Source organism: Streptomyces sp. MBT65 (assembly GCF_016612545.1).
In the GTDB taxonomy this organism is placed as follows: Bacteria; Actinomycetota; Actinomycetes; order Streptomycetales; family Streptomycetaceae; genus Streptomyces.
This window is the reverse complement of the sequence record NZ_JAENRY010000008.1, coordinates 1-15656: the sequence shown is the minus strand read 5'-3', so window position 1 is coordinate 15656 and position 15656 is coordinate 1. Positions and strand designations below refer to the sequence as shown.

The 15656-nt window shown below is 70.1% G+C and carries 15 protein-coding genes and 2 pseudogenes; 12 read left to right on the top strand and 5 right to left on the bottom strand.

The window, feature by feature from the left end:
* Nucleotides 1-200 precede the first annotated feature (200 nt).
* Together JHN63_RS03820 and JHN63_RS03815 are read left to right on the top strand one after the other, a co-directional pair.
* Nucleotides 201-1031: pseudogene (locus tag JHN63_RS03820) on the top strand (IS5 family transposase).
* A complete protein-coding gene (locus JHN63_RS03815; RefSeq protein ID WP_200677232.1) occupies nt 1028-1450 on the top strand; it encodes a hypothetical protein in 423 nt (140 codons plus the stop codon). Before JHN63_RS03820 ends, JHN63_RS03815 begins: the two are co-directional and overlap by 4 nt.
* A 21-nt stretch (nt 1451-1471) precedes the next feature.
* Here JHN63_RS03815 and JHN63_RS03810 read toward each other — a convergent pair whose 3' ends face one another.
* On the bottom strand, nt 1472-2377 hold the full coding sequence (locus JHN63_RS03810) for a hypothetical protein (protein ID WP_200677231.1): 906 nt from the start codon (nt 2375-2377) through the stop codon (nt 1472-1474).
* Nucleotides 2378-2941: 564 nt separating this feature from the next.
* On the opposite strand from JHN63_RS03810, the gene JHN63_RS03805 reads away from it, so the two are divergent.
* From JHN63_RS03805 to JHN63_RS03785, 5 genes are all read left to right on the top strand, one after another.
* Nucleotides 2942-4276 (top strand): hypothetical protein, encoded by a 1335-nt coding sequence (locus tag JHN63_RS03805; RefSeq protein ID WP_200677230.1) that lies wholly within the window; start codon nt 2942-2944, stop codon nt 4274-4276.
* A gap of 61 nt (nt 4277-4337) precedes the next feature.
* Complete coding sequence (locus JHN63_RS03800; protein WP_200677229.1) at nt 4338-4805, top strand: hypothetical protein; 468 nt, start codon at nt 4338-4340, stop codon at nt 4803-4805.
* Nucleotides 4802-5383 carry a hypothetical protein gene (locus JHN63_RS03795; protein WP_200677228.1) on the top strand — a complete coding sequence of 194 codons (582 nt, stop codon included), beginning with the start codon at nt 4802-4804 and terminating at the stop codon, nt 5381-5383. The genes JHN63_RS03800 and JHN63_RS03795 overlap by 4 nt, the downstream gene beginning before the upstream one ends.
* A gap of 8 nt (nt 5384-5391) precedes the next feature.
* Nucleotides 5392-5892 carry a hypothetical protein gene (locus tag JHN63_RS03790; RefSeq protein WP_234476100.1) on the top strand — a complete coding sequence of 167 codons (501 nt, stop codon included), beginning with the start codon at nt 5392-5394 and terminating at the stop codon, nt 5890-5892.
* A 489-nt stretch (nt 5893-6381) separates the two neighbouring features.
* The gene (locus JHN63_RS03785) at nt 6382-8148 is read left to right on the top strand and encodes an esterase (protein WP_200677226.1); all 1767 of its coding nucleotides are present in this window, start codon (nt 6382-6384) and stop codon (nt 8146-8148) included.
* Nucleotides 8149-8244: 96 nt separating this feature from the next.
* Here JHN63_RS03785 and JHN63_RS03780 read toward each other — a convergent pair whose 3' ends face one another.
* Complete coding sequence (locus tag JHN63_RS03780) at nt 8245-9495, bottom strand: DUF418 domain-containing protein (protein WP_200677225.1); 1251 nt, start codon at nt 9493-9495, stop codon at nt 8245-8247.
* A 213-nt stretch (nt 9496-9708) separates the two neighbouring features.
* Between JHN63_RS03780 and JHN63_RS03775 the strand changes: the two genes are divergently transcribed.
* Nucleotides 9709-10377: a response regulator transcription factor gene (locus tag JHN63_RS03775; RefSeq protein ID WP_200677224.1), complete on the top strand. Its 669-nt coding sequence runs from the start codon at nt 9709-9711 to the stop codon at nt 10375-10377.
* Nucleotides 10374-11510: a sensor histidine kinase gene (locus JHN63_RS03770; protein WP_200677223.1), complete on the top strand. Its 1137-nt coding sequence runs from the start codon at nt 10374-10376 to the stop codon at nt 11508-11510. Before JHN63_RS03775 ends, JHN63_RS03770 begins: the two co-directional genes overlap by 4 nt.
* 21 nt (nt 11511-11531) lie before the next feature.
* Here JHN63_RS03770 and JHN63_RS03765 read toward each other — a convergent pair whose 3' ends face one another.
* Entirely contained in the window at nt 11532-11747 is a 216-nt protein-coding gene (locus JHN63_RS03765; protein WP_200677222.1) for a hypothetical protein, read from the bottom strand.
* Nucleotides 11748-12094: 347 nt separating this feature from the next.
* Between JHN63_RS03765 and JHN63_RS03760 the strand changes: the two genes are divergently transcribed.
* The 3 genes and pseudogenes from JHN63_RS03760 to JHN63_RS03750 all read left to right on the top strand — a co-directional run.
* The gene (locus JHN63_RS03760; protein ID WP_200677221.1) at nt 12095-12463 is read left to right on the top strand and encodes an STAS domain-containing protein; all 369 of its coding nucleotides are present in this window, start codon (nt 12095-12097) and stop codon (nt 12461-12463) included.
* 296 nt (nt 12464-12759) lie between these two features.
* A complete protein-coding gene (locus JHN63_RS03755; RefSeq protein ID WP_234476099.1) occupies nt 12760-13272 on the top strand; it encodes a DUF5994 family protein in 513 nt (170 codons plus the stop codon).
* Between the two features lie 121 nt (nt 13273-13393).
* Nucleotides 13394-14275, top strand: a pseudogene (locus JHN63_RS03750) (helix-turn-helix transcriptional regulator); the annotation flags it as partial.
* Between the two features lie 17 nt (nt 14276-14292).
* On the opposite strand, the gene JHN63_RS03745 reads toward JHN63_RS03750, so the two are convergent.
* The gene (locus JHN63_RS03745) at nt 14293-15321 is read right to left on the bottom strand and encodes a DUF4037 domain-containing protein (RefSeq protein ID WP_200677264.1); all 1029 of its coding nucleotides are present in this window, start codon (nt 15319-15321) and stop codon (nt 14293-14295) included.
* Between the two features lie 72 nt (nt 15322-15393).
* On the bottom strand, nt 15394-15656 hold a 263-nt coding region (locus JHN63_RS52365; RefSeq protein WP_234476098.1), incomplete at its 5' end, for a hypothetical protein.

Sequence of the window (15656 nt, the reverse complement as noted above, 5' to 3'; positions counted from 1 at the left end):
CGGAAATCTGATTTCGCCCTCAGGGACTATGCCTCCGAGGAGTAGCGGCTACGGTCTGGCGAAGCGGAGCGAGTGGGCCTTTCCCAACCTCGGCCTGAGAGGGTGGTATGCGAGTTGGTAGGTGATTTGTCGTCACCTGATTGTGTGGTGCTGCGGTATCCCGGCCGGTCGGCGGGCTCGGGCGTGCTGGGCTGAATGCTGTGAGCGAGCGCAAGCCCTACAAGACCGACCTGTCCGACGAGCAGTGGGCGCTGGTTGAGCCGGTGATCGCAGCGTGGAAGGCCGCGCACCGCTCGGTGAGCGGCCATCAGGGCCGGTACGAGATGCGGGAGATCGTCAACGCGCTCCTCTAACAGGGCCGCACCGGATGTCAGTGGGACCTGCTTCCGCACGACCTGCCGCCGCGCGGCGCGGTGATGTACTACTTCACTAAGTGGCACGACGACGGCACCGACCAGACCATTCACGACCTGCTGCGCTGGCAGGTGCGGGAGAAGGCGCGGCGGAAGGCGGACCCGAGCCTGGTGGTGCTCGACACCCAGAGCGTGCATGCCGCGGCCGGGGTGCCCGCGGAGTCGACGGGGCGTGATGCGGCAAAAAAAGTGCCGGGGCGCAAGCGCGGCCTGGCCGTTGACGTGTTGGGCCTGGTGATCGCGGTGGTGGTGCTCGCCGCGTCCGTGCACGACAACGCCGCCGGCATCGCGCTGCTGGACAAGGTCGCCGCCGACACCGACATCGTCCAGAAGGCCCTGGTCGACCAGGGCTTCAAGAACGCCGTCGTCGCCCACGGCCAGACGGTGGGCATCGAGGTGGAGATCGTCGGGCGCAACCCGGGCCAGACCGGGTTCGTGCCGATCCCCAAGCGGTGGATCGTGGAGCGCGCCTACGGGATCTTGATGCTGCACCGCGGGCTGGTGCGCGACTACGAGCACCTGCCGCGCAGTTCGGAGTCGCGGGTGTACTGGGCGATGACCGCGGTGATACTGCGCCGGCTGACCGGGGTCACCACTGCGGCCTGGCGCAGCACATGACCGGCGGAGAGCAGCCCCTCGGGGCGGTGCTGGTGCGGCTGGAGGAGCGGGAACGGGAGATCACCGCGCAAGCCGACGCGACGAGGGAGCAGATCGCGCAGCTGACCGCACGGCTGGACGAACTCTGCAGAGCCACCGAGGAAGTCCGGATCACCCGCAAGACGCTGCTGGAACTGCCCGATCCGCAGCCGCCCGCGCCGCCGGCACCAAAGCTGCCGGACCATCCGGCCTACCAGCAGATCCTGGCGGTGTTCGCCGCGGCCGATGCCCCGCTGCGGGCGCGGGCGGTGTGCGAAGCGATAGACGTGGAGATCGCGCCCAGCAACATCAACAACGTCCGTCTGAAGCTCAAGCGGCTCGCCGACCGTGGAATCCTCGCCGAGATCGAGCAGGGGCTGTTCACCCTGCCGCGACCGTAGCCTCCTCGTGGACGCCGAGCATCAGCTCGCGCGCGGTCCTGTCAGCGGGTCCCAGTACGACTTGGACTGGAGCTGAAAAGGTGGAGCCATGTCGCCGAACGACTTGCCGAAGGTTTGCGGCGACCGCGCCAGTTCCATCAGCACCTGGTTCGCTGTGTCGTCGTCGGCAAGGCCGGGCGTTAGGGCCGCACAGACCCGAACGCCCGCATGCGGATCAGTCAGCCAGGGCCGCGTGTCGCCGCCGAGGTGGCCGATGGCGATCAAGAACGTCGCCAGGTCGTATGAGGAATCGGCAGCTTGGGCCATCGACGTCATCTGTTTCAGCAGCTCCCGACGCTGCGCGGCGGCTGCGGGATGCCGCGCCAGTGACCCGACAGCTGCTGCGGCGCATGTCCTGCGCCTGGCGCGTTCCGAGGCGAGGTACGGCAGTGCTCGCCGCAGGAGCTCGGGAACCAGGTCGAAGCAGGCAAGCGCCGCTTGATCGAGGACGAGTTCGCCCAGCCCCGTGCCGTCCTGCCATTTCCGGGCCCTGCCGTCCGCATCGGCCGACAGGTATTCGGCAGTCCAGCCCTGCAGCTCCGGTTCGCAGTCCTGGACTTGCGCACGGATCTGCACAGCCCGGTCGCCGAGGTCGGCGGCGACGCCGACCTCGTATAGATAGGCGAGCATGGCATCGCGCAGCGAGGGATCGTCCGGCCCCAGCAGCGGATTGTCCAGGAGTTCGGCGACAAGCAGAGCGGTGGGCGCCGTCGCAGGCCAGGCCTTCCCCTCGCGACGAAGCGTCGCCGACCACAGGTGCGAATACCCGTCGACGAAAGCCCGCGCATCGTCGCCGAGGAGAGCGGCCAGATGCCGCGGCGTGTCGGCGGCGGGACCCGCGGCATGGAATATGCCGGACCAATCCACATCATGCGTACGGTCATCCACAACCGGGATGGTGCCACAACGCCTCGACGGGCTTGCCGCCCGGACTCACTCCGGATCGGCGGGCATGTTCGACCGGCTCGGCCCCTGCCCCCCGACGCGAACACCCGACCCGCCAACCTCACTCAACCCGCAGTCCCGAACCGGACATCAACTCGCGTACCGCCCTCTAAGGAGACTTGGAGCTGCTGCTGTCACGGTCGATGACGCTTCCCTGCAAGTTTCGTAGGCCGAGCGCCGGAGGGCGCATCCTCCGAGACTTGTGGGCCCGCCACAACTGACGTGGCGGGTACGGGAATGCGGCAGTGCTCGCGACAGTTGCGCTCGCGGTGGCCGCCCGGTGGCCGGTCGCCTTCGGACGACGTGAAACGAGGCGGCACAGGACAACCGGCCGTACATGCTCTGATCAGGCTGAACATCACTCGGCAGCATGGCGCGGCACTGGAGAGCATGACCGCTCATGGTCTTGTAATGCGTCGTCGGTTCGAATCCGACAGGGGGCTCAGTCAAGGTCCAGGTCGGACACCATCTGACCTGGGTCTTTTTCTATTCCAAAACCTTGTTTCCATGGGTGCGTCAGCCCAGTGGCCTTGCCCCGTCGATCAGAACAGCTCGACACTGCCCGCCACCAGCAGCACCCAAGCCGCAGCCTCGTACAGCACCACGGTGAGCGCCGACGGCGCCCGGTACCTGCACGTGCGGGCCAAGGACAAAGCCGGCAACTGGTCCGGTTCCGCCGCCCATTACGCGTTCACCGTCGACTCGACACTGGCGCTGTTGCCGACGGTCACGTCCACCACCCACCCCGACCAGTCCGCCGCCTACAAGGCGACCGGCTTCAAGGCCGCCTGGACGACCTCCGCCACCGCGTCCGGTTACAGCTGCATCGTGGACTCCACCGCCACCACCGTCCCGGACACCGTCTCGGACAGCACCACTGCGAGCTACAGCGGCACATTCACGGAAGGCACCTGGTACCTGCACGTGCGGGCGGTCAACTCCGCCGGGACCTGGGGACCCACGGCCCACTACCGCGTCACCGTCGACACCACCGCGCCCGCAACACCCACCGTGTCCTCGCCGGACTTCCCCGACGACTCCTGGGCGGGCGACGCGGGCGACACAGGGGAGTTCACGCTGACGTTCACGGACAAGGGCCTGGCCGGCTTCGCCTACTCCCTCGACGGGGCGACGGCCACCACGGTCACCGCGTCCGGAGCGGCGACAGCGATCGACCTGACCCCGACGAGCGAGGGCAGCCACAAGCTGACCGTCACCGCCACCGACAAGGCGGGCAACACCTCCGCCGCCACCGGCTACACCTTCCACGTGGGCAGCGCCGGGCTCACCGCACCGCTCAACGGCGAGGAGGTCGGCCACGCCGTCACCCTCACAGCCGCCGGGCCCGCCGACCTGACGGGTGCCACCTTCCAGTACCGGCGCAGCGAGAGCGGCACGTGGTCGGACATCCCCGCCTCCGCCGTCACCCTGAGCTCCGACAGCAGCGCGGTCACCTGGCCGGTCGCCCTGACCGGCGGCGTCACACCGGAACTCACCTGGGACGCCGGCGCTCTGACCGACGACGGAGACCTCCAGCTGCGGGCAACCTTCACGGGCGCCAACTCACCGGCACCCTCGGACTCCGTCACCGTCCAGCTGAACCGGGTCGAGGTCACCACCGAGGGAACCGACCTGGACAGCCTGTCCTCGCCGACCACGGTGCAGTCGTACGCCCTGGAGGCGGCCGAGGAGCGCGCCGAGACGTCACCCGACGAGCTCGCTCCGCCCTACCTCGACCAGGACACCGGCAAGATCGTCGCCCCCCGTCACGGACACGGACGCGAAGACCGACGCGACGGCGGCCATCTCCCTGACGGATGTTCCCGTCGGCCAGGGCAGTGACGGCGGCGCCACGGAGGACACGACGGAGGCCGCCGACGGCACCACCACGACCAAGGGCGACGTGGCGGACACCATCACGACCACCGACGCCACCGTGGTCCCCACCACCGAGGTCGTCAGCCACAGTCAGGCGGAACTCGACTCCATCGCCGACGAGATCCTCCTCCTCGACGAGGACGACATCACCGGCGCCACAGCTCTCGCCACGGCGGAAGTCGACGCCGAGACCAACAAGGTCGTGGTCGAGATCGCGGCTCAGGACGACGGCCTCGCGGACCGGCTCGGTCAGCGGTACGGCACCGACGCGGTCACGGTCCGGGTCAACCCCGGGGTCACGCAGCTCGAGGCGACGGCGGACCGGTGGAGCGACAAGAACCCCTTCAAGGGGGAGCCGGCTATGAGTCCCACTGGCCCGCCGGTGACGCGGCCAACAAGATCAAGGCGTGCACCACCGGCTTCGCCTGGACGTACAGGGGCAACCCGTACATCGTCAGTGCCGGGCACTGCACGTATGCCGACGGATACATGAACAGCTGGGACAAAACGGGTGCCGACAACACGGTCACCGTGGGGTTCGTCGACCACGACAACTGGGGGAACGGCAGGGGCTCGACCAAGCTCTCGGGGCAGAACTACTACTCAGGAGACCTGTCACTGATCGAGGTCATCGCCAACAAGTACGACGTGTCGGCGCGCATCTACAAGAAGGAAAGCGTTTTGAGGCGGGTCGCGAACCGGTGGACCACGCGCTCGAAGAAGGGCGAGAAGTTCTGCACCGGAGGCGCCCGCTCCTCCGAGGTCTGTGGCTGGAAGGTCACCGAGACGAAGAAGCGGGTCAAGTACGGCGACGGAACGGTCGCCCAGAACATGACCGTGGCCCAGAAGAACTCCGGGAGCTGCGTGATCAGCGCGGACTCCGGAGGCCCGGTCTACACCGTGAAGTCGAACGGCTCCGTGTACGCGAAGGGGACCATCTCGGCCGGGGGTTGCGCTACCCGCACCGACGACGGCGAGTGCAGCGATGCCTGGGACGGCAAGTGCACCGTAGTCTTCGCCGACATCGCGCTGGCCGAGAAGGCGCTTCCGGGAGGTGTCAAGAAATGGTGAGGCCTGTGATGCGACTGCGCGTGCTCGTCGGCGTGTCCGCCCTGCTCGCGGCCGTGTCCGCCTGCGGCAGCCCGACGCCCTGCGCCGGCGTCGGCGTCGTGTCCGGTGTCGGTGTGATGTTCCTGCACGAGGGCTACGACGGCCTCGCGGGCGCTTCCTACGAGCTGTGCACGCGGGGCAAGTGCGCGAAGGGCGAGCTGGAGGAGGAGGAGATCACAAAGGTGAACCTCCCGCTGCCGGACGACGTGGACCCGGACGCCTCCCAGCTCCGCTTCCGAGTCACCCGGAAGGGCACCGACAGCCCCCTCATCGACGCCACCACCGACGTGAAGCTCTCGCGCCAGTCCGACGGGTGTGGCGGCGGTGCGTACAACCGGGGGCTCGCGTTCACCAAGGACGGAGGCCTGACGACGAAGGTCCCGGCGAGCGTTTCGGCGGCCTGGGTCAAGCACGTCAGGGAACTTGCCACAGCGTCACCTTCTACCGCGGCGACGGCTGAGTCGCGCTGAACCACCCGTGGTCGTCCCCACCCCCGATCAGGGGTTGGGGGCGGCCGCGACCGGACTGGCGGTGCGGCGACAACGACGAGCTTGCCCTGAAGGCCGACGAGCATGGTGACCCACTCGGTCAATTGCGGGTCCCGCCGCCGTTGTGCCGAGGTCCGGTAGTTGTCACCGGCATGGCCGGATGACGTGGTGATGGGGGGCCGGTCGAAGAGGTCCGGCCGGCATCAGTGAGGCAGACGGCTTTTTCGTTCAGTGGATGCGGTGGCGGCGCCGAGCGCGCGCCTCCTCCTTCATGGCCTCCCGTGCCACGCAGACACCTCGCGGTCAGTCTTCTAACAAAATTATCATCGAAATTGTTAACAATTCCGGGCCTCGACCGACAGTCTGGGACGCGACCGAGCCGCACAACCCAACCTGCCCGCGCGGAGTCGCCAACGCGGTGGGGTGTGTACGGCTGTGACCACGCAACCAGCAGTACAAGGAGGTCCACGGGTGGACATCAACCGTAGAACGGTCATCCGGAGTGCCACGGGCGTCGCGGCCATGACCGCGTTCGGAGTCGCCGAGGGCGCGGCGGGCACGGCTTTCGCCGGTACCTCGTCGGCGGGCGGGGCGTCGGGCAGTTCGGTGGGCTCGGCCTCGGCGTACTCGCTGGAGTTCGATTCCACCGCCTGGTCGTACGACGCGACCAACGACGTGTACTACCAACTCGGCAAGGTGTACGTCGCGAACCCGGCCGCGGCGGACTACGAGAACCTGTCGATCTACGTCCCGGGCGCCTATCTGACGGCCGCCGCGAACAGCGACGGGACCACGTACACCGCGAAGCTCAACCGGAAGGGCACCGTCGGGCAGTACTCGGGACGCACGGCGCCGATCGTGATCCCGGTCAACACCCCCGGCTACGCCCAGCAGGCGCCGGCCACGTCGTACAGCTACAGCAGCGTGTCCCAGTACCTCGCGGCCGGGCTCGTCTACGTGTGGCCGGGCCTGCGCGGCCGGGACAGCTCGACCAGCACCCGTTCCGACGCTGCGCCCTGGGGCGTGACCGACCTGAAGGCCGCGGTCCGCTTCCTCCGGTACAACGAGAGCGTCCTGCCCGGCAGTACGGACGACATCGTCCTGTTCGGCATGAGCGGCGGCGGCGCCCAGGACACCGTGGCGGGCACGTCCGGCGACAGCCCCCTGTACCACCCCTACCTGCGCACGATCGGCGCCGCGATGGAGGACGCCCAGGGGCGCCCCCTCAGCGACGCGGTCGCCGGCGTCATGGCCTGGTGCCCGATCACCAACCTGCACGAGGCCAACCTGTCCTACGAGTGGAACATGGGCCAGTTCGCCTCGACCGGCACGCGCGCGTCCACCACGTGGACCAGCGCCTACTCGGCGGACCTCGCCAAGGCCTGGCCCGCGTACGTCAACCGCCTGGGTCTGCGCGACGAGCACGGCAGGCGTCTGGAGCTCACCGAGTCCGGCAACGGCGTTCATCTGGCGGGCAGTTACTACGACCACCTGATCGAGGTGATCACCACCTCGCTGAACCACTTCCTGTCGGACAACACCTTCCCGTACACCATCACCACCCAGGGCGGTCCGCCCGGATCGGGCCAGACGGGGACCTCGACGACGTACGAGACGGTCGCCGACTACATCGCCTACCTCAACTCCGGCAGCACGTGGGTCACTTACGACGCCACGACCAACACCGCCACGGTCTCCGGCCTCGAAGGCTTCGTCAACAGCCAGAAGAACGCGAACAAGCCGGTCGGCGCGTTCGACGGGTACTCCCGCGGGCAGGGCGAGAACAGCGTCTTCGCGATGGGGCTGGGCGTCCCCTCGCACTTCGCGCCGCTCACCCGTGATGTCGTCAAGGCGAACGAGACGACGTACGCCACGTACTCCGACTGGAACTCCGCCTACGGCGCCGCCGCGTACGACAGCGACTTCGCCAAGAAGGACAGCGTCGGCAAGGACATGGCGTGGCGGGCCGAGGCGTACAACCCGCTGTACTTCCTCTCGCCCGCCTTCTCCGGCTACCGGCGGTCGAAGGTGGCGCGGCACTGGCGCATCCGCACCGGCATCATGCAGGGCGACACGGCCAACACCACTGAGATCAACCTGCAGTTGGCCCTGCGGAACTACGGCATCCGCGACGTCGACTTCGCCACCGTGTGGGCCCAGGCGCACACCATGGCCGAGCGCACCGGCACCGCGACGACGAACTTCATCAGCTGGGTGGAGTCCGTCGTCAAGAAGTGACCGTCGGCCGGGACCGTCCGGGTGCCTGACCGACGAACCTCGATCAGGCACCCGGCACCCGGCGCGCGCACCACATTCGGGTGCCGCCGCCGGAAGCTACCTGACGTGACGCGCAGGCCGGGTCGCCCTGTGCAGCAGGTACTCCAGCGGCCCGCGCCTGAAGCGACGCCTCCACACCGTGGCCAGCAGCATCGCGGTCGCGATAAAGGCGAGCAGCACCGGCAGCCCGGCCATCGTCTCGTCCTCGACGACGGCCACGTACCGGACATCGGTCAGGAGCCAGAGGGCGACGATGTGCAGGACGTAGACGGTCAGGGCCATCGTGCCGACCGCGGAGACGGGTGCCAGTGACCGGGTGAGGCGGGGCGTCCGCTCGGCGACCGTCAGGCACAGGGCGAGCACCACGAACGCGACGCCCGTGTTGCCGAGGACGGAGAAGGTCGTCTGGCTGTGCGGGGCGGCCACCAGGAGCCAGGCGAGCGGGGTGCCGTTCTCGGGCGTGCCGACCGTGTCGGACCACCAGGCCGACGACGCCGAACTGCCGCCCGTGGCCGCCGAGATGACGCTCAGCGCGTGCGGGACGAGGCGCAGGGCCAGCCAGGAGCCGCCGTAGCCGAGCACGGCGAGCGCGCCGCCGGTCAGGGCGAGCCGGGTCCGGATCCCGGGCCGGGTGAGGTCGAGCCGGGCCACCGCCATGCCCGCGATCAGGAACGGCGCCCAGGTCAGGGCCGGGTAGTCGCCGGTGAACAGCAGCTCTACGACCCCGTCCGTGCCGCTGATCCGGGCCAGCGGGTCCGCCTGGATGACGGCGTCCGACCAGGTGCCCGCCTCGATGGACTTCCGTACGGCGTAGAGGAGTTGGGGCAGGGCCAGTGCTCCGGTGGCGGCGATGAGCGCGAGCGTGGCGGCGCGTAGCCGGTGCAGTGGGAGCACGGTCAGGAAGAGCAGGCCGTAGCAGCTGAGGATCACGTCGACCTCGGTGCCCAGGGCGGTCAGCGCGTAGCCGAGCGTCAGCAGGACTACGGCGCGGATCGCGACCCGGGTCATCGCCCGGCGCCCGGCGCGGCCGGTCCGGGGGTGGGGGCGGCCGGTGATGATGATCAGCGAGAACCCGGCGAGTACGGCGAACAGGGCGGAGGAGCGGCCTCGGGCGGTCTCCAGCAGGAAGCCGACGGGTCCGCCGACCGTGACGTCGGGGCCGACGTGCGCGGAGTACATGCCGAGGACGGCGAGTCCGCGCGCCAGGTCGACACCGATCAGCCGTCCGGTCGTTGGAGCGTCGAAGGGGACCGGCTGCCGCTCGGGTAACGCGGCGGCCGGCGCGGCCGGCGATGCGTCGTGTGTCATGCCCTCAGGATTCGCGGGCCGCGTGCAGCAGAACACCCGGCAACCTTCCGGAGCGGGTCCGCCGACCGGCCGGAACCGCACCGGCCGACCGGACGGTCCGTGTCGACGACGGACCGGAGCCGAACCGGTTCCGGGGGCGCGGGCGCCGTTCGGCGTGCTACCCCTCGGACGCAGGGCAGTTACGGCGCAAGGCAGTTGAGGAGCGGAGCGCGCATGATCCGTGTACTGGTGGTCGACGACGAGGCTCTCGTCCGCACCGGCTTCACCCACATCCTCAACGCCTCGGACGGCATCGGAGCCGTCGCGGCGGTTCCCGGCGGCCAAGCCCTCCAGGCCGTACGGGAGTTGAGCCCCGATGTCGTCCTGCTCGACATCCGGATGCCCGACGTGGACGGACTGACCGTCCTGGCCGAACTCCGCCGACTGCCGGACCCTCCCGTGGTGGCCATGCTGACGACGTTCGACACCGACGAGTACGTCGAGGCGGCGCTGCGTTCCGGCGCCGCGGGTTTCCTCCTCAAGGACACCGACCCCGAGCAACTGCCCTATCTGATCCGCACCTTGGCCGAGGGGGGAACCGTCCTGTCGTCTCAGGTCATACGCACCGTGGTGGACAGCTTCCTCGACCAGGGCGGGCGCGAGCCCTACGCCGTCCGGCTCGTCGACCGGCTGAGCGGGCGCGAGCGTGCCGTCCTCGCGCTGATGGCCGAGGGCCTCTCCAACACCGACATCGGCGACCGGCTCCATCTGAGCACCGGCACCGTCAAGGGCCATGTCAGCGTCGTCCTGGAGAAGTTGCGGGTCGACAACCGGGTGCAGGCCGCGCTGGTCGCCGAACGGGCCGGACTGCTCAGGCCGCCCGAGGACGGAGCCGACCGATGAACCCGCATCCGAATCCCCGGCCGAACTCCCGCCGCCCGCCTGCCCTGTTGCTGGACGCGCTGCTGGTCTGCGCCGCGCTGCTGGACCTGTGGGTGAACCTCGACAGCGACAACCACCCCGCCACCGCCTACGGCCTCCTCGCCGCCCTGGCCCTCACGCTGCGCCGCCACCGCCCGCTGCCGGCCTTCGTCCTCACGCTCCCCTCCGCCCTGATCGGCGACGCGGCGTTCGCCACGATGGCCGCGCTGTACACCCTCTCCTCGCTCTGCCGGCACCGCGCGCTGCTCGCGGTCTGCGCTCTGGCCTTCGCCACCGTCGACTTCATGCCCTGGCCGTGGACGTCCCTCGATGTCGACGAACTCGACGAGACCTACAGCCTGGTCCACCTCACCTACACCCTCGCCACGGCCGCCGCTCCGGTCTTCCTCGGTCAACTCGTCCAGGCGCGGCGGGAGTTGACGCTTCGGCTTGCCGAGATCTCGGAGGCCCGTGAGCAGGAGCAACTGCTCAGCGCCCAGGCCGTGTTGGCGAAGGAGCGGGCCCAACTCGCCCGCGAGATGCACGACGTGGTCTCCCACCAGGTCAGCCTCATCGCCGTGACCGCCGGCGCACTCCAGGTCGGCAGCCCGGACGCCGAGGCGCGAGCGGCCGGGGCCACGATCCGCCGGCTGAGCGTGCAGACCCTGGAGGAGCTACGGCACATGGTCGGCGTCCTGCGCGCCGCCGGCAGCCGTCCCACCGAACTCACGCCCCAGCCGTCCCTCGCCGATCTGCACCAGCTGATCGACGCCAGCGGCATCGAGACCCACCTGGAGACGGACCTGCCGGACGGACTCCCGCCCACCCTCCAGCGCGCCGTCTACCGCACGGTCCAGGAGGCGCTCACCAACGTCCGCAAACACGCCCCCGGCGCCACCGCGACCGTCCGCATCCACCACCGGGACGGCGCCCTGCGCACCACCATCACCAACACCGCCGCCACCCGCTCCGCACTCCCGCTGCCCGGAGCCCACCACGGTCTCGTCGGCCTGCGCCAGCGCGCCGAACTCCTCGGCGGCACCATCACCTCCGGTCCGACGACCGACGGCGGCTACGAACTCCACCTGGAACTACAGGCCGACGACTCCGCCTGACCTCAGTGCACTGCGGAGCGGTCAGAGGCCGGAGACGGTGGTTCCGGTGGTGCGGGGGGTGACCACGACCGTGACGGCGGCGGTGCTGTGCAGGCCGTTGCTCCAGGTGATGTCCACGGTCGTGGAGGCGAGGGGCGGGGCGACGAGGCAGCTCACGTCGGTGGTGTGGTCGACGGCGATGTCGGCCGAAGTGACCGCGGGGCCGTAGCTCTGCCGCGCGGTACCCAGGCAGGTCACCAGGGCCGCCGAGTCCGCCCGCGCGACACCGGCCAGGGCGGGGCTGCCGACGAGGGAAACCGAAGCCGAACAGGACCTGGACCTGGACCAGGGCCGGCTCCCGGGCCGACCCCGGTCCGCGCCGTTCTCTTGCACCTTCGCCCTCGGTTCCGGCAGGAACCGACCAGGAACGACACCTTCGATCACTCTCGGGCGTACCTGGCGAGAGTCGGCGGGCCGACCCCTCCGCGGCAGTACTGTCGTCCTACGGTCCGCCCCAGACCCCGGCCCTCTCCGTACGTGCCGTTCCGCGCAACAGAGGCCCTGCGCATGGCGAAAGCCCCCCGGTGGCAGAGGAGTTGGGTCGTATGGGCCCGCATTCCGACCTGTTCGACGAATTGCGTGTGGTCATGGCCGACGGCGAGTTGGACCTGACGACCGCGCCCGCTTTCGCGCGTGATCTGGTGGACGCCCGGCACGGCAGCGGGCGGCTGCTTCTCATCGTGGATCTGCGCGGTGTCACGTTCATGGACGGCAGCGTCCTGGATCCGCTGTGCGCGGCGTGGAAGGAGTGCTGCGAGCGGCTCGGATGGCTGCGGGTCGTGCATGACCGGCCAGGCGCGAGTCTCGTGTTCCGGGCCGCCGGTCTGCAGGACCGTTTCCCGCGGTACGCGAGCACCCAGGACGCCTGGCAGGACATACCCGCGGACCGTGCGACGGCAGACCGGGCCCCGTAGCGTACGGCGCAAGCCAGGCGACGCCTCCCCCCCCCGAAATGCCCCGGCCGGGGTCACGGGCTGCCCCGGGGGAGGAAACGCGAGGGCAGGACGCCGGGGCCGGACACCGTACGTCAAGAGCCCTCGGTTGCTCCACCGCACTTCCGCGCACTCCCGAACGAGCCGGGCCGTGCGGAGCGCGGAGTACGGTGGACAGTACCGAGGGCACTTCGCACACCGGCTTCCGCACCGGGTCGTCCTCGGCGAGAGATGAAACCCGTGCTGCCGTAGAGGCGGCCCGGAGACGGGTCCGCATCATGTCGGCGACCTTGCTGTCCACCCTGCCGCAGCCCGAGCCCGTCGCGGCCCCGGCCGCCCGGCTCGCCCTGAAGAGCGACGGTGCCACCCACGGACTCCTGGACGGTGCCTGGTGGCCCCGCTCCCGGGATCTGCTGAGCGAACTGCCCGCGCTGACCGCCGTGTTGGACCCCTTGTGGGGCCGCATCACCCGCGTCGCCGTCAACGCGATGTACTGGCCGGACATCCCCCACAAGATTCCCGTGGACGGTCACGTCGTCAAGGCCGGCTGGTTCACCGAATTCGACCCGCACAAGCTGCTGCTGCTCTCCTACGGCACCGGACGCTGGGACCTGCTGATCATCCCGCCGGAGACCGGGGCGGAGTCGGCGGCCCGGCTGATGGCCGCCGCGTCCGGCCACGACGGCACGTCGCTGACCGCGAGCGCGCTGATCGCCGCGGACGAGGCCGGAGTGTCGGCTGTCGTCCCGGAACAGCCCGGTCCGTCCAGTCGTCCGGCGGTCGGCAGGTGAGGCGACCGCCACGAACGCCCGCCGTCCACGGGTGAGTTGAGTCGAGCCGAGGTCGACACCGCGTTGCCTGCCCTTGGCAGGGGCAGGCTGTGCGGTGTTCCGTCGGCGGATACTCGGGGCCATGGACAGGAAGCCGCGGTTGCGGGAGTTCCTCAGGACGCGTCGGGCCCAGTTGCGGCCGGCGGATGTGGGGATCCCGGAGTACGGAGAGCGGCGTCGGGTGCCCGGGCTGCGTCGGGACGAGTTGGCGCGGCTCGCCGGAGTGGGCCTGTCCTACTACACCCGGCTTGAACAGGGCAGCTCGCTCAACGCGTCCCCCGAGGTCCTGGACGCGCTGGCCCGTGCCCTCGGTCTCGACGAGGTGGAGCGTGCCCATCTGCACGATCTGGCCGGCGCGGCGCGCCGCGTCACCACCCGGCGCAGGCCCGCGCCGGAGCGGACCGGTGAGGCGACCCGGCAACTCCTCGCCGCGTTCGGCGACGCACCCGCGATCGTCCTCGGCCGCCGTAGCGACGTACTGGCCTGGAACCGCGCCGGACACGCCCTGTTCGCCGGGCACTTGGAGGCGCGGATACCCGAACAGGCCGACCGGCGGCCGAACATGGCGCGGCTGGTGTTCCTGGACGCGCACACCCGGGACCTGTTCGTGGACTGGCCGAAGAAGGCCAGGAACGTGGTCGGCAAGCTCCGGCTCGCCGCCGGGCAGCACCCCGACGATCCCCGGCTGGCCTCGCTCATCGGTGAACTGACCATGAGGAGCGAGGAGTTCGCCACGATGTGGGCCGAGCACGGGGTCAGGAAGTGGGCCCTCGCCGCCTATCGCATGCACCACCCGGTCGTCGGCCGCATGGAGCTCAACCTGCAGTCCCTGGGCGTCCCCCAGGACGAGGGCCAACGCATCGTCGTGGCCACGGCGGGCGCCGACAGCGCGTCCGCGGCGGCGCGGCCGTCCCCATCGCCGCCCCGCCCGCCGTCGGCCGGAGTGCCCGCGTCGCCAACACGTGCTGAGCGACGCCGAGTTCAGTCCTCGTCCGGACTGAACTGCCGTATGCCGTCGGGAAGTTCGCGGAGTGCCGGGTCCGTGACGCGGGCGAGCAGGGCCTTCGTGAAGCGTTCGGCGTGCAGGACCCGGAACGGTCTGGAGTGGTACGGGCGGGTGGCCGGGTCGACGCGGTCGGTCAGGTCGAGTTGGTTGTGGATGCCCGCCACCGCTTCGTAGGCGTAGGCCAGATGCTTCTCGCGGGTGTGCCAGTCCGTGGCGGCGAGGGCGGCCGTGAGGACCGGGGTGAGACGGTGACCGGCGGTCGTGCGGGCGAAGGCACTGCCCAGCCATTTGTCGTACGGCGGGTAGCGGCGGTCCATGAGGAGGCACAGGCGCATCAGCTGGCGGGTCTGGTGGGCCGCGATCATCGCGGAGCCCAGCTCGTCGCCGACCTCGCCGCAGCGGCCGACGAAGGCTTCCCGTTCGGCGATGCGCTGCCACTGGCGGGCCATGACGTGCAGCCAGATGTCGCGGGGATACCAGCGCAAGGTGTGGCGCAGCGGGCCGAGTTGGTGCAGGCCGTCGTGGAAGACGGCGCCCGCGGTGACTTCGGCGAGGAGTTGGGCGGGTGTGGTCAGCCAGTCCGCCGGGGTGATGCCCTGCGCCGGGTCGAAGCCGAGGGTCGCGGTGAACCAGGCCGTGGTGTGGGTGACTTCGACCCGGTGGTGGACCGGGCCGTCGGTCGCGCGCATGACGCGGACGTCGCCGTCGCCGGTGGCGGCGAAGTGGGTCGGATAGCCGTGGAAGGTCTTCGGGAGGTGCTCGGCGAGGTGGTGTCTGATCCGGCCCGCGTGCCGGGGGACGTCCCGGGGGCGGAGGAAGAGCTGGAGCCGCGGGCCCCACTCGTGGTCGCGCGAGCGCGGGGTGTCGTAGCCGAGGACCTCGGAGCCGCCGCCGATGCGCGCGGCGGAGTGGGGGAGATCGGGGGCGGTCTCCTCGAGGAGGGGGCGGACGGCTTCCGTGTAGAAACGGCGGGAGAGTTCGAGGCCCGGTAAGAAAGGTGGCATGTTCGTGAAGCTCATGCGGGGACCCTGCCCGGTCCGGGCATGATCGTGCGCGCGAATTTCCGACGCGGATCGTCAACTCCGGGGCGGGGGTGGGCTGTCGGGCCGTGTGTTGTGCTCCGTGGGCCTGTGGGTCGGGTTCACGGTGATGCCGCGTCGGTCGGTTCGTCGGCGGGGGAGTCCCTCGGCGCGGGCCACGAACAGGCGCTCCACCGGCGCGAGTTGGGCGCGCCCGTCGGCGCGGTCGGCGAACAGCCCTGATGCCACGCCGAGTCGGCCGAAGGGGATGGGCTCCGAACACCCGCCGCCCCTCCCCGGCCGTCGCTCACCGCAGGCTC

Coding starts and splice junctions, on each gene's coding strand:
- JHN63_RS03760 (WP_200677221.1), top strand. CDS start 12,095: ATGGGCCCGCATTCCGACCTGTTCGACGAATTGCGTGTGGTCATGGCC.
- JHN63_RS03770 (WP_200677223.1), top strand. CDS start 10,374: ATGAACCCGCATCCGAATCCCCGGCCGAACTCCCGCCGCCCGCCTGCC.
- JHN63_RS03815 (WP_200677232.1), top strand. CDS start 1,028: ATGACCGGCGGAGAGCAGCCCCTCGGGGCGGTGCTGGTGCGGCTGGAG.
- JHN63_RS03780 (WP_200677225.1), bottom strand. CDS start 9,495: ATGACACACGACGCATCGCCGGCCGCGCCGGCCGCCGCGTTACCCGAG.
- JHN63_RS03805 (WP_200677230.1), top strand. CDS start 2,942: ATGGGTGCGTCAGCCCAGTGGCCTTGCCCCGTCGATCAGAACAGCTCG.
- JHN63_RS03755 (WP_234476099.1), top strand. CDS start 12,760: ATGTCGGCGACCTTGCTGTCCACCCTGCCGCAGCCCGAGCCCGTCGCG.
- JHN63_RS03795 (WP_200677228.1), top strand. CDS start 4,802: ATGAACAGCTGGGACAAAACGGGTGCCGACAACACGGTCACCGTGGGG.
- JHN63_RS03790 (WP_234476100.1), top strand. CDS start 5,392: ATGCGACTGCGCGTGCTCGTCGGCGTGTCCGCCCTGCTCGCGGCCGTG.
- JHN63_RS03745 (WP_200677264.1), bottom strand. CDS start 15,321: ATGCCACCTTTCTTACCGGGCCTCGAACTCTCCCGCCGTTTCTACACG.
- JHN63_RS03775 (WP_200677224.1), top strand. CDS start 9,709: ATGATCCGTGTACTGGTGGTCGACGACGAGGCTCTCGTCCGCACCGGC.